This is a genomic window from Micromonospora sp. MH99 (assembly GCF_021442385.1).
Lineage (GTDB): Bacteria > Actinomycetota > Actinomycetes > Mycobacteriales > Micromonosporaceae > Micromonospora.
Genome location: NZ_MUZA01000021.1, coordinates 21383 through 33595, shown reverse-complemented (window position 1 = coordinate 33595; position 12213 = coordinate 21383). Strand labels below are relative to the sequence as shown.

At 70.5% G+C, this 12213-nt stretch carries 12 protein-coding genes and 1 pseudogene; 8 read left to right on the top strand and 5 right to left on the bottom strand.

The genetic code is table 11. The features are described from left to right. Nucleotides 1–383 precede the first annotated feature (383 nt). From B0E54_RS13870 to B0E54_RS13850, 5 genes are all read left to right on the top strand, one after another. Nucleotides 384–1439 (top strand): ABC transporter ATP-binding protein, encoded by a 1056-nt coding sequence (locus B0E54_RS13870; protein ID WP_234583907.1) that lies wholly within the window; start codon nt 384–386, stop codon nt 1437–1439. After that, complete coding sequence (locus B0E54_RS13865; RefSeq protein ID WP_234583840.1) at nt 1436–2482, top strand: ABC transporter ATP-binding protein; 1047 nt, start codon at nt 1436–1438, stop codon at nt 2480–2482. The genes B0E54_RS13870 and B0E54_RS13865 overlap by 4 nt, the downstream gene beginning before the upstream one ends. Then, entirely contained in the window at nt 2479–3486 is a 1008-nt protein-coding gene (locus tag B0E54_RS13860) for an ABC transporter permease (RefSeq protein WP_234583839.1), read from the top strand. Before B0E54_RS13865 ends, B0E54_RS13860 begins: the two co-directional genes overlap by 4 nt. 10 nt (nt 3487–3496) lie before the next feature. After that, complete coding sequence (locus B0E54_RS13855; RefSeq protein ID WP_234583837.1) at nt 3497–4483, top strand: ABC transporter permease; 987 nt, start codon at nt 3497–3499, stop codon at nt 4481–4483. Between the two features lie 146 nt (nt 4484–4629). Beyond that, nucleotides 4630–6372, top strand: a complete 1743-nt coding sequence (locus tag B0E54_RS13850) for an ABC transporter substrate-binding protein (protein ID WP_234583836.1) — start codon at nt 4630–4632, stop codon at nt 6370–6372. A gap of 75 nt (nt 6373–6447) precedes the next feature. On the opposite strand, the gene B0E54_RS13845 is transcribed toward B0E54_RS13850, so the two are convergent. Further along, nucleotides 6448–6897, bottom strand: a complete 450-nt coding sequence (locus B0E54_RS13845; protein WP_234583835.1) for a VOC family protein — start codon at nt 6895–6897, stop codon at nt 6448–6450. 96 nt (nt 6898–6993) lie between these two features. Between B0E54_RS13845 and B0E54_RS13840 the strand changes: the two genes are divergently transcribed. The 3 genes and pseudogenes from B0E54_RS13840 to B0E54_RS13830 all read left to right on the top strand — a co-directional run. Continuing rightward, nucleotides 6994–7305 carry a hypothetical protein gene (locus B0E54_RS13840; protein ID WP_234583834.1) on the top strand — a complete coding sequence of 104 codons (312 nt, stop codon included), beginning with the start codon at nt 6994–6996 and terminating at the stop codon, nt 7303–7305. A gap of 87 nt (nt 7306–7392) precedes the next feature. Beyond that, nucleotides 7393–7938 carry an ATP-binding protein gene (locus tag B0E54_RS13835; protein WP_234583833.1) on the top strand — a complete coding sequence of 182 codons (546 nt, stop codon included), beginning with the start codon at nt 7393–7395 and terminating at the stop codon, nt 7936–7938. A gap of 76 nt (nt 7939–8014) precedes the next feature. Next, nucleotides 8015–8155: pseudogene (locus B0E54_RS13830) on the top strand (DUF1330 domain-containing protein); the annotation flags it as partial. Nucleotides 8156–8208: 53 nt separating this feature from the next. On the opposite strand, the gene B0E54_RS13825 reads toward B0E54_RS13830, so the two are convergent. The 4 genes from B0E54_RS13825 to B0E54_RS13810 are packed head-to-tail and all read right to left on the bottom strand — an operon-like array spanning nt 8209 to nt 12138. Further along, nucleotides 8209–8859 (bottom strand): response regulator transcription factor, encoded by a 651-nt coding sequence (locus B0E54_RS13825; protein ID WP_234583832.1) that lies wholly within the window; start codon nt 8857–8859, stop codon nt 8209–8211. Further along, nucleotides 8850–10067 (bottom strand): sensor histidine kinase, encoded by a 1218-nt coding sequence (locus B0E54_RS32785; RefSeq protein ID WP_234583830.1) that lies wholly within the window; start codon nt 10065–10067, stop codon nt 8850–8852. The genes B0E54_RS13825 and B0E54_RS32785 overlap by 10 nt, the downstream gene beginning before the upstream one ends. Next, the gene (locus B0E54_RS32780; RefSeq protein ID WP_234583829.1) at nt 10064–11404 is read right to left on the bottom strand and encodes an ABC transporter permease; all 1341 of its coding nucleotides are present in this window, start codon (nt 11402–11404) and stop codon (nt 10064–10066) included. Before B0E54_RS32780 ends, B0E54_RS32785 begins: the two co-directional genes overlap by 4 nt. Then, the gene (locus B0E54_RS13810; RefSeq protein ID WP_234583828.1) at nt 11401–12138 is read right to left on the bottom strand and encodes an ABC transporter ATP-binding protein; all 738 of its coding nucleotides are present in this window, start codon (nt 12136–12138) and stop codon (nt 11401–11403) included. The genes B0E54_RS32780 and B0E54_RS13810 overlap by 4 nt, the downstream gene beginning before the upstream one ends. Between the last annotated feature and the right edge of the window lie 75 nt (nt 12139–12213).

Below are 12213 nucleotides of genomic sequence, written 5' to 3'. Positions count from 1 at the left end.
TTTGTGCCGCTCGGCGCGTCGCAAGATCGCGCAACATCCTTGTTGCAGTGGTATCGACGTGTCGGTGATGCCCCTACATCCTGGTTCAAGCATGACCTTGAAGGCGGCAGGCGCCCCAACCCCGCTTCCGATCGGCGGAGCGGGGTGTTCGTCCTCAAGACCCGCGCGGGGCGCGGGGCGCGGGCATGAACGGGCGTGGATGGCGAGGTGAGGGGTGTTCAGGCCGATGCGGACTCGTTACGCTCGGGCCCGCTGACACGTGCCGACTTTGTAGCTTATTTTCACCCTCGGGACTTTGTTGTAAGTTCTCTTCGTCACTGAGGGAGGTGGCCGTGGACAGCTCGGAACCGTCGCCGTCCGGGGACCCGGACGACCGTCCCGCCGTGCCGGCGCAGCGCTCCGACCAGGACGCCTACCTGCGGGTGAGTGACCTGCGGGTCCGGTTCGACACCTCCGACGGCGTGGTGCGCGCGGTCGACGGGGTGTCGTTCGCCGTCGAGCGGGGCCGCACTCTCGGCATCGTCGGCGAGTCCGGCTCCGGCAAGAGCGTCACGTCGCTGGCCATCCTCGGCCTGCATGACCCCAAGCGGGCCACGATCACCGGCGAGATCTCCGTCGGCGGCCGGCAGCTGGTCGGCCTGTCCGACGAGGAGGTACGCCGGCTGCGCGGCCGGGACATGGCGATGATCTTCCAGGATCCGCTGTCCGCGCTGCACCCGTACTACAGCGTCGGTCGGCAGATCGCCGAGGCGTACCGGGTGCACCACCCGAAGGCCAACCGCCGCGAGGCCCGCCAGCGCGCGGTGGACATGCTGGACCGGGTCGGCATCCCGCAGGCGGCCCGCCGCTTCGAGGCGTACCCGCACGAGTTCTCCGGCGGGATGCGCCAACGGGCGATGATCGCGATGTCCCTGGTCAACGACCCCGCGCTGCTGATCGCCGACGAGCCGACCACCGCGCTGGACGTCACCGTGCAGGCGCAGATCCTGGACCTGCTCGCCGACCTCCAGGCCGAGTTCCACTCCGCGATCATCCTGATCACCCACGACCTCGGCGTCGTCGGCCAGGTCGCCGACGAGGTGCTGGTGATGTACGGCGGACGCGCCGTCGAGCACGGCAGCGTCGAGCAGGTGCTCCGCTCGCCGCAGCATCCGTACACCTGGGGGTTGCTCTCCAGCGTGCCGTCGCTGCACGGCGACGCGGACGCGGACCTTGTGCCCATTCCCGGCAACCCGCCCAGCCTGATCAACCTGCCGACCGGCTGCGCCTTCCACCCGCGCTGCCGGTACGACGACCGCGCCGGCGACCGGTCCCGCACCCAGGTGCCCGAGCTGCGCGCGGCCGGGGCGGACGGCCACCTGGTGGCCTGCCACCTGAGCGCCGAGGAACGCGCCGCGATCTACGCCGAGAACGTGGCATCAGTGGGGGTGGCCCGATGACCGACGAACCACTGCTGCGCGTGCGCGGGCTGACCAAGCACTTCCCGGTCCGTCAGGGGCTGCGCGGCACCGGCCTGGTGCGTGCGGTCGACGGTCTCGACTTCGACGTGCGCCCCGGCGAGACGCTCGGCCTGGTGGGGGAGTCCGGCTGCGGCAAGACGACCACCGGTCGGATGCTGGTGCGGCTGCTGGAGCCGACCGCCGGCAGCATCGAGTTCGAGGGGCGGGACATCACCCACGCCGGGCGACGGGAGCTGCGACCGCTGCGCCAGGAACTCCAGATCATCTTCCAGGACCCGTACGCGTCGCTGAACCCCCGCCACACGGTGGGCCGGATCGTGGCGATGCCGTTGCAGGTCAACGGGATCAAGCCGCCGGGCGGGATCAAGGCGCGGGTGCAGGAGCTGCTGGAACTGGTCGGGCTGAACCCGGAGCACTACAACAGGTATCCGCACGAGTTCTCCGGCGGCCAGCGCCAGCGCATCGGCATCGCCCGCGCGTTGGCCCTGCGGCCCAAGCTGATCGTCGCCGACGAGCCGGTGTCCGCCCTGGACGTCTCGATCCAGGCGCAGGTCGTCAACCTGCTGCGCGACCTGCAACGGGAGCTGGGCCTGGCGTTCGTGTTCATCGCGCACGACCTCGCCGTGGTCCGGCACTTCTGCCAACGGGTGGCGGTCATGTACCTGGGGCGGATCGTCGAGCTCGGCGACCGGGCGGACATCTACGAGCGCCCGCAGCATCCGTACACCCGGGCTCTGCTCTCGGCCATCCCGGACGTCACGCAGCTCGGCCCGGCGGGCCGGATCCGGCTGACCGGCGACGTGCCCACCCCGCTGGACCCGCCGTCGGGCTGCCGGTTCCGCACCCGGTGCTGGAAGGCGCAGGACATCTGCGCCACCGAGGCGCCGGCGCTGGTGCCGCGCGACGGCGGCCGGCAGGCCACCGCGTGTCACTTCCCCGAAGGGGAATCAGCCGGCACGAGCCGCGAAGGGGAAGCGGCCGGAGGGGCGACTGACGCGATCATCGAGGAGGTGTCGTCGTGAGCCTTTCCCCGGTGGAGGGTGTGGCGCTGGCCGAGATCGAGTCCAGCGCGGACGCGGGCGGGCCCGGAATCAAGGGTGTCGTCGGGCGTTCACCCGGTCAGCTCGCCTGGCTGCGGCTACGCCGCGACCGGACGGCGGTGGTCAGCGGCGTACTCCTGGTGTTCTTCATGGTGTTGGGGTTGGCCGCCCCGCTGGTCGAGATGGTGTACGGGATCGGGCCGCGCGAGCAGTTCCAGAACCTGCTGGACGGCTTCGGCATGCCGCTGGGTTACGTCGGCGGTGTCACCGGGGACCACTGGTTCGGGCTGGAGCCCGGGTTGGGCCGGGACATCTTCATCCGGTTGATCTACGGGCTGCGGACGTCGCTGTTCATCGCGTTCGCCGCGGCGCTGATCACCGCCACGATCGGCATCGTGCTCGGCGCGCTCGCCGGTTACCTGGGCGGCTGGCTCGACGCGGTGATCAACTGGATCACCGACCTGACCCTCGCCATGCCGTTCCTGATCATCGCGCTGGCGCTCACCCCAGCCATCACGCTGCGCTTCTACGGCGAGCGGGGGCAGGTGTCGTCCGCCTTCGGGGTGGGTGTGCTGATCGCCGTGTTCGCCATCTTCGGCTGGACCAGCACGGCCCGGCTGGTACGCGGGCAGGTCATCGCGCTGCGCGAGCGGGAGTTCGTGGAGGCCGCCAAGGCCAGCGGCGCCGGGTTGGGGCACATCATCTTCCGGCAGCTCCTGCCGAACATCTGGGCGCCGATCCTGGTCTCGTTCTCCCTCGCCGTGCCGCAGTTCATCACCAGCGAGGCCGCGCTGTCGTTCATCGGCGTCGGGCTCAGCGACGAGACGCCCAGCTTCGGCCGGATGATCTACGACAGTCTGGACTTCCTCCAGACCGACCCGGCGTACGTGTTCTTCCCGGGCATCACGATCTTCGCGCTGGTGTTCGCCTTCAACCTCTTCGGCGACGCGTTGCGGGACGCGCTCGACCCGAAGTCGTCCCGGTAGGGGTGGACTCATGTCACGGTTTCTGATCAAGCGGCTGCTCTCCGCCACGCTGACCCTGTTCGCGGTGAGCGTGCTGACCTTCCTGATGTTCTTCGCCCTGCCGCGTGACCCCGTGACCGGCATGTGCCCGAAGAACTGCAACCCGGAGCGGCTCGAGCGCGTCCGCGACGACCTAGGCCTCAACGACCCGCTGATCAGCCAGTACGCCGGTTACATGAAGGGCATCGTCACCGGTCGTGACCTGGGCAGCGCCCAGGGCGGCCGGTGCGACGCCCCCTGCCTGGGCTGGTCGTACGTCTCCAACGAGGCGGTCTCGGACACCATCGCCCGGGTGCTGCCGGTGACGCTGAGCATCGTGATCCCCGCGGCGATCCTCTGGCTGCTGCTCGGGGTGGGGCTGGGCATGATCTCGGCGCTGCGCCGGGGCACCTGGCTGGACCGCCTGGCCATCGGCTTCTCACTGACCGGCGCGTCGTTGCAGCTCTACTTCGTGGGCGCGGTGCTGCTGCTGGTGTTCGTCTACAACCTGCGGCTGCTGCCGGTGCCCAGCTACACCTCCCTGTTCGACAATCCGGCGAAGTGGGCCAGTGGGCTGGTGCTCGCCTGGGTGGCGCTGGCCTTCCTCTTCTCGGCCATCTACGCCCGGTTGTCGCGGGCGCAGATGCTGGAGACGCTGTCGGAGGACTTCGTCCGGACCGCACGGGCCAAGGGCCTGGCCAAACCCACCGTGTACGGGCGGCACGCGCTGCGCGCGGCGATCACCCCGGTGGTGACCATCGCCGGCCTGGACGTGGGCGGGGCGCTGGGCGGCACGGTGATCACCGAGACGACGTTCGGCATCCAGGGGCTGGGGCGTACGGCAGTGGACGCGGTGCGCTCCGGCGACCTGCCCACCATCATGGCCACCGTGCTGATCGCGGCCGTCTTCGTGGTGCTGGCGAATGTCCTGGTGGACCTGCTCTACGCGGCCATCGACCCCCGGGTCCGGCTGCGCTGACGTGTTGGACGGTCACTGCACGGCTGGTGGCGAAATTTATCGACAACTGTTACACAACTCGTAGGTTTTCTTCCTTACGATCCTCGGGACGTCGGCGGTTCTCGCCCCGGCGAAACCGCACGGCACATGGGTGAAGGGGGTACTTCATGAGACCACGCGTGGTGGCTGCCGCAGGCGGCGCGATCGCTCTGGTGGTGGCATTGGGTGCGTGCTCGAAGAACACGGGCGAGGGCACCACCGTGGACACCGAACGGCAGCAGACCGGGGTCATCGCGACCGACCCGAAGGACTCGCAGGGCCCGGCTGCGGAGGTGAGCGGCGCCGCGAAGGGCGGCACCTTCACCATCATCCGGGAGTCGCCGATCTCCCACCTGGACCCGCAGCGGACGTACTCGTTCGCCGGTCTGATGACCAACCCGCTCTTCGCCCGCTACCTGACCACCTGGAAGGACGACGGCAAGGGCGGCCTCGTCCTCGTCGGTGACCTGGCCGAGACGCCGGGCAAGAACGTCAACAACGACTGCAAGGTCTGGGAATTCACCGTCAAGGACGGGGTGAAGTTCGAGGACGGACGGCCGATCACCTCCAAGGAGATCGCGTACGGCATCGCCCGCTCCTTCGACCCGGACCTGTCCGGCGGCCCCACCTACATCCAGGAGTGGCTGGCCGACACCCCGCAGTTCGACACCAAGTGGGACTTCAAGAAGAACAAGACGTCGCTGCCGCCGGGCCTCACCACGCCGGACGCCAAGACGCTGCGCTTCGAGTTCTCCAAGCCCCGCTGTGACCTGCCGTTCGCGGTCTCGCTGCCGACCACCGCGCCGCTGCCGGCGGACAAGGACACCGGCGTCGACCTGGACAAGCAGCCGTTCTCGTCCGGCCCGTACAAGGTCGCCAAGAACCAGGTCGGCGTTCAGATCACCCTGGACCGCAACCCCAACTGGGACCCGAAGACCGACCCGGTCCGGCACCAGTACCCGGACCAGTTCGTGTGGACCTTCGGCCCGACCGCGGACGCCGCCAACAACCGGGTGATCGCCGACAACGGCGCGGACCAGAGCGCGCTCGCCTTCAACACCGTGCCCGCCTCGCTGGTCGCCAAGGTGGCCGGGGACGCCGCGCTCAAGTCGCGCACCATCCTCTCCCCGACGCCGAGCGCCAACCAGCTCGTCATCAACAACCAGCGGGTCACCGACCTGAAGGTGCGTCAGGCGCTCAACTACGCCATCGACCGCGAGGGCCTCATCAAGGCGATGGGCGGGCAGACCGTCGCCGCGCCGATGACCACGCTGATGCCGTCGGCCACGATCGGCTACAAGGCGTACGACGCGTACCCGGCGGGCGCCAACGGCAACGTCGACAAGGCCAAGGAACTGCTCGGCGGCAAGACGCCCGAGCTGGTCCTCGGTGTCGCCGACAACTCGACCGAGCAGCAGCAGGGCGCGCAGCTCAAGGCCAACCTGGAGCGGGCTGGCTTCAAGATCACGCTGCGGAACATCTCGGACGACGCGAAGCTCGACGAGATCAAGAAGAAGGACAACCCCTGGGACCTGTACATCGGTAACTGGGCGGCGGACTGGCCCAGCGGGGCGTCGATCCTGCCGGTGCTCTACGACGGCCGCACCATCAAGGCCGAGGGCAACAGCGACCAGTCCTACTTCAACGACCCGGCGATCAACGCCGAGATGGACCGCATCTCGGCCATGCCAGCCGGCGAGCAGGGCCCGGAGTGGGCCAAGCTCGACGAGCGGATCATGAAGGAGCACGCGCCGGTGGTGCCGCTCTTCGTCGACGTGGCCTACAACGTGCACGGGTCCAAGGCCGGCGGGGTCTTCATCTCCAGCGTCTTCGGCTACCCGTCGTTCGTCAACGCGTACGTCAAGCCGTAGGCATCTCGCAGGCAGGCAGGGCCCCCTTCCGGCAGCGTCGCCGGGAGGGGGCCCTCGCCCTTTGCGCCGGTCGACTCACTGGTCCAATCCGGCGGCGCTCGACTCCGATCGGACGCGGCCAGGTGCGGCACAGTCGGTCGGCCCCAGAAGATCCCACCGGTTGCCGGCGATGTCGAGGAAGACCGCCACCCGGCCATAGGGCTCGCTCCGAGGCTCCCGGACGAAGGTGACGCCCGCCTCGATCATCCGCCGGTGGATGGAGTCGAAGTCGTCGACGCGGTAGAAGAACCCGACGCGGCCAGCTACCTGGTTACCGATCGCGGCGCGTTGGTCTTCTCCGTCCGCTCGGGCGAGCAGGATCCCGGTCTGGGCACCCGGCGGCCGGACGACGACCCATCGCTTGGGTCGACCGTCGGTCGTCAACGAGGGGGAGTCCTCGACGAGGTGGAAGCCCAGTATGTCGGTGAAGAACGCGATCGCGGGGTCGTACTCGTCGACGATCAGGGCAACAAGATCGATCCGCATCACGGCAGCGTACGCGGTGCCTGCCCCGGCTGGCCGCCTCCGCGCCGACAGTGGCGGATCGGTGCGGCGGGCCGGCAGTTCCACGAAGATGGGCACATGGCGGAGAGCTACCCAGATGACGGCATCGGCGACCGGGAGGCCCCCGCGCAGGCCGTTCCCGGCCTGCGTCCCGAGACCGAAGGCGCCGCCGACGCCGCATCGCGCACGCTCGACGTCGATGGCGAGACGTTCGCTCTTCGCCCGAACGACTGCGATGGCACCGACTACATGTGGCTCAGCGGGCCGAACCCCGGCTACGGCTTCGGCATGAGTCCCACCGCCGGCCTGTCGGTCGATGAGCACCGGGAGAACATTCGCGACTTCCTGGCCATGGTCGACCCCACGACCGGCCGCATCGAAGACGACTGACACGACCGCGACGCCGCCGGCTGCCGGCTCGCGCTGCGTCCGAATGTCACGGGGAGCGCCGAGGCGCTCTCCCGACGGAGGCGGGTGATGATGGCTCCAACGCTGTTTCTGACGGTGGGCCTGCCGTGCACCGGGAAGACCACAGCCGCCCGGCGTATGGAGGCCGAGTGCAGGGCCCTTCGCCTGACGAAGGACGAGTGGGTGAAGGCACTCTACGGTCCCGAGAATCCGCCAGCGGCTCAGGACGTGATCGAGGGACGGCTCATCGAGATCGGGCTGCGCGCTCTCGAACTCGGCAACAATGTGGTGATCGACTACGGCCTGTGGAGTCGGGACGAGCGCTCCGCCCTACGGCAGGCCGCTGCGGACCTGGGCGCGACGGTGCAGATGCGCTACTTCGAACTCACCCCTGCCGAGCAGCGCCGACGAATCGATGAGCGCCAGGCCGAAGCGCCACACACGACATGGCCCATGTCCGACGAGGAACTCGCCGAGTGGACTGCCAGCATCGACATCCCCACGCCAGGTGAGCTGGACGGCAGCGAACCCATCGACGACCCGCCGGCTGGATTCGCTAGCTGGAACGAGTGGCGCACACATCGCTGGCCACCGTCGGTCTCCCTGCGGGCCTGATACCGCAGCGACCACACCGCCGCCTACGAAGCCACCGCGACCCACTCGGTACCGGCCCGGCGGGTAGCCTGACACCGCCGAGCGCACCGTCCTGGTCGAGTTCGACAGCTTCGAACAGGCCGTCGCGGCACACGAGAGCGAGGCCTACCAGGAGGCGTTGGCCGCCCTCTCCGACGGAGTCGAGCGCGACTTCCGCATCATCGAAGGCATCGACTGACCGGGGTCGACCGCGCCGACGCCGGCGCGCAGCAGCAGCATGGAACGGGCCGCTCAGCGCGCCGTGTTCAAATAACGCAGCACGGCGAGTACCCGCCGGTGGTCGGTCCGCGCCTGGGGTAGGTCCAGCTTGGTGAAGATGGCTGTCACATGCTTCTCCACGCTGCGCGGGGCGAGGTGGAGCGACTCGCAGATGGCAGCGTTGGACCGGCCCTCGGCAACCATGCCCAGGACCTCTCGTTCCCGCTCGCTGAGGCGGGCGACGCCCGCGTCCACGGCCGGCGCCGCCAGCAACTGCCGCACCACCTCCGGGTCCAGCGCCGTTCCGCCCGCGGCCACCCTGCGCAGCGCGTCGACGAAGTCGTCGGTGCTGACGATGCGGTCCTTCAACAGGTACCCGACCCGCTCGGGGTGCTCGGCGATCAGTTGCCGCGCGTACCGGGTCTCCACCCACTGGGAGAAGACCAACACGGCGATGTCCGGGTGCGCCGCCCGGATCGCCAGTGCCGCCCGCAACCCTTCGTCGGTGAAGGTCGGTGGCATCCGCACGTCGACCACCGCCGCGTCCGGCCGGTGCTCGCCGACCGCCGCCCGCAGGTCGTCACCGTTGTCCACAGTCGACACGACGGTGATCCCGTGGTCGGTCAGCAGCAATCTGATCCCGTCGCGCAGTAACGGGTTGTCCTCGGCGATCACTACTCGCATGGCAACTCCACGGTGATGGTTGTCGGCCCACCCGACGGGCTGTCCACCCGCAGCGCGCCGTCGAGCGACTCGGCCCGCCGGATCAGCCCGGCCAGACCCGTGCCCCTGCCGCCGGGCCTCGCCCCGCCGCCACCGTCGTCGGTGACAGTCAGGCGCAGCAGTCCACCCAGCGCGCGAAGGTCCAGCCGGATCCGGCTGGCCGCGGCGTGCTTCGCCACGTTGGTGAGCAGTTCGGCGGCGCTGAAGTAGAGCGCCGACTCCGTCTCGGGCGGTGGCCGCCGGGGCAGGTCCACGTGCACGACGACGGGCACCGCGCTGCGGGCGGCCAGGGTCTCGATCGCGGTGCTCAGGCCAGCGTCCAGCGCGGGTGGGTGGATGCCCCGCACGATGTCCCGTAGTTCGGAAAGCGCCTCCACCACCGTGCCCCGCGCGTCCGCCACCATCGTCCGCAGCTCCGGCTCGCCGGCTCGCCGCTCGATGCGCGACAGTGCCACGCCCAGCGCGACCAGCCGGGCCTGCGGACCGTCGTGCAGGTCCCGCTCCACCCGCCGCAACAGCGCTGCGGCGTCCGCCCGCAGCGCGGCCCGGCTGGCCTCCAGCGCCGCTATCCGGGCTCGTTCCGGGCCCGGCTCCAGCAGCGCACCCACCAATCGCCGGTCCAGCCACACGACGAGCCGGAAGTACCACGGAAACACCAGCAGCGCGGCCAGCCCCTGCGCGGCCAGACCCCACGGGCCACCCCAGGGCGGATCCTGCGGAAACCAGTGGATCCACAGGGGATTGGTCAGCCCCAGCAGCCCACCGGCGATGAGGACTCCGCCGAGGTAGGCCGCCGCGGCCATCAGGGGCAGCCGAGCGAAGCAGTACGCGAGGGCCTTCCATGCGCTGGCGTCCGTGAGCACCGCGCCGGCCCAGCGCACCGGACCCGGCCCGCTGCGGCGCAGGGGCGGCGGGTTCGGCCAACTCCAGCCGAGGAACAGCCGGGCCGGCCCCCGGAAGTACCGGACTGTCAACCGGGCCAGCACCAGCACACCGGTCAGCAGCGGTAGCCCGATCGTCAGCAGCGACAGCGCGGAGAAGACCAGCCCCAGCAGTGCCAGCACGAACGTCGGCACGGCGAGTACGGTGCCGGTGACCGCGTATCCGACCTCGCGCCAGGTCCGCGCGGCCACCGGCGCGCGTACGACTCTGCCGGCGATCGATCTCACGGGTCCACTGCCAGCGACTCCACCGCCGGGCGGCGCATCGCGACCAGCGCCGGCACCACGGTGCCCAGCAGAACCAGCCCGATCACCGCGGCCACGCCGATGGTCAGCTGCCCGGTCGGCAGGTACGGCATCCACGTGCCCAGCATGCCGTGCAGCATCGGCACCACGGTGACCATCGCGACCACCGTACCCACCACCAGAGCGGTCACGGTCACCATCAGGGCCTCGCAGACGACAACGGTCAGCGCCCGCATCCTGCTCGCGCCGACCAGTCGGGTCACGGCAAGCTCCCGACGTCGGGCCAGTAGCACGGTCACCAGCGTGTTCACCGCGGCGACCGCAGCGAAGCCGACGTAGACGGCGGTCCCGGAGTACTCCGTCCACACCTGTGCCGGTGGGTCGGGCGCGGCGCGCACGTGTACGGACGTGGTGTGGGTAACCACCTTCACCATGGCGAAGGCAATCGCGAGGACCAGCGGTACCAGGGCGCCGGACAGCGCCTTGGCTCGCACCGCGAGATTGTCCGCGGCCAGCGCCCCGGTACCCCCGAACAGTCGCGCCACCGGGGCGGTCAGCCGCAACAGGACCGGGCCGAGGAAGCCGGCCCCCACGCACATCGCCAGCATCGTGAAGAAGCTCGACTCGCCGGCCTTGGCCGGGTCGCCGTTGGCGATGAGGATCGACAACACCACGCCGCCGGCCACGAGCACCACCCCGATCGCGGTACGCACGAAGCTGACCCGGCGTCGCGGGACGGCCGTCTCGGTCAGCGCGGCGGCGGGGCGTACTCGGGCCGGGCGTACCGCCGCGACAAGCGCGCCGACCAGCGACGCCCCGACGGTGATGCCCAACGCGGCGGGCAGCGCCGCAGCCGACGGATGGAACGTCACGCCGGGTGGGATCGCGCCGTGGCCGGTGAGCCCCGCCAACCAGGCGCGGGCCAGCAGGGCACCGAGCGGCACCCCGAGCGCGGTCGCCGGCACCGCCACCGCGGCGGCCTGGGCCGCCACCGCGCGGCGTACCCGCCCGGGGGTGGCACCGACCGCCCGCACCAGCGCGATGTCCCGGCCCTGTCGGGCGATCGACGACGTCATGGTCAGCCCGACGATCAACGCGGTCAGGTACACCGACACCACAACGAACAGCACGGCCATCTCGGGGAGCCCGCTCTCGGTCAGCGCCTGCCGAGCGGTCGGGTCCAACCGCGCGCCGGACATCGAGGAACTGGCGCCGAGCGCCCCGGACACCAGCGCGGCGGCCAGGCACTGCGTGACGAACGGTCCAGCGAAGGCCCAAGGCTGCCTGCGCAGCGCCTGCCTGGTCAGCCCGGCGCTCACCGGAGGACCGCCGGGTCCGTCACGGTGGCGCGCAGCCGCTCCGCGATGCTCGTCGTGTCGGGCGTCGGGCCGTCCGCCACCACCTCGCCGTCGCGCAGCAGGATGAGCCGGTCGCTCCAGGCCGCTGCCATCGGGTCGTGGGTGACCATCACCACCGCCACCCGGGCCTGGTCCACCCCGCTGCGGAACAACTGGAGTATCTGCTCGCCGGTGGCCGGATCCAACGCCCCGGTCGGCTCGTCCGCGAACACCACTGCCGGACGGCCAGCCAGCGCGCGGGCGATGGCGACCCGCTGGCGCTGGCCACCGGACAACTCGCCGACCGACCGGCCAGCCAGCCCGGAGAGCCCGACCTCGGCCAGCACCTCGTCGAGCGGTCGCGGGCGGGGGCCACCCAGCCGGCGGGGCAGCAGCACGTTCTGCCGCACCGTCAGTTCCGACAGCAGGTTGTACGACTGGAAGACGAAACCCACCCGGTCGCGGCGCAGCCGGGTCAGCGCACCTTCGCGCATCCGCGTGACGTCCCGGTCAACCAGCCGGACCCGGCCCGACGTCGGCCGGTCCAGCCCGGCCGCGCACTGCAACAGGGTGCTCTTGCCCGACCCGGTCGCGCCCATCACCGCGACGAACGTGCCGGCCGACACCACGAGTGAGACGCCGCGAAGAGCGGCGACCGGCCGGCGGCGCGAGCCGTAGGTGCGGGTCACCCCGTCGAGTTCCACCACGTTGTCCATGCGTTCCAGCCTCGGCGCCGGCGGCGTCACGGACATCCGGGCCGCCCGAACGGTACGGGTGCGGTTATCCGTACC

Coding starts and splice junctions, on each gene's coding strand:
- B0E54_RS13825 (WP_234583832.1), bottom strand. CDS start 8,859: ATGCGAGTAGTGATCGCCGAGGACAACCCGTTACTGCGCGACGGGATC.
- B0E54_RS13845 (WP_234583835.1), bottom strand. CDS start 6,897: ATGCGGATCGATCTTGTTGCCCTGATCGTCGACGAGTACGACCCCGCG.
- B0E54_RS13865 (WP_234583840.1), top strand. CDS start 1,436: ATGACCGACGAACCACTGCTGCGCGTGCGCGGGCTGACCAAGCACTTC.
- B0E54_RS13835 (WP_234583833.1), top strand. CDS start 7,393: ATGATGGCTCCAACGCTGTTTCTGACGGTGGGCCTGCCGTGCACCGGG.
- B0E54_RS13850 (WP_234583836.1), top strand. CDS start 4,630: ATGAGACCACGCGTGGTGGCTGCCGCAGGCGGCGCGATCGCTCTGGTG.
- B0E54_RS13840 (WP_234583834.1), top strand. CDS start 6,994: ATGGCGGAGAGCTACCCAGATGACGGCATCGGCGACCGGGAGGCCCCC.
- B0E54_RS13855 (WP_234583837.1), top strand. CDS start 3,497: ATGTCACGGTTTCTGATCAAGCGGCTGCTCTCCGCCACGCTGACCCTG.
- B0E54_RS13810 (WP_234583828.1), bottom strand. CDS start 12,138: ATGGACAACGTGGTGGAACTCGACGGGGTGACCCGCACCTACGGCTCG.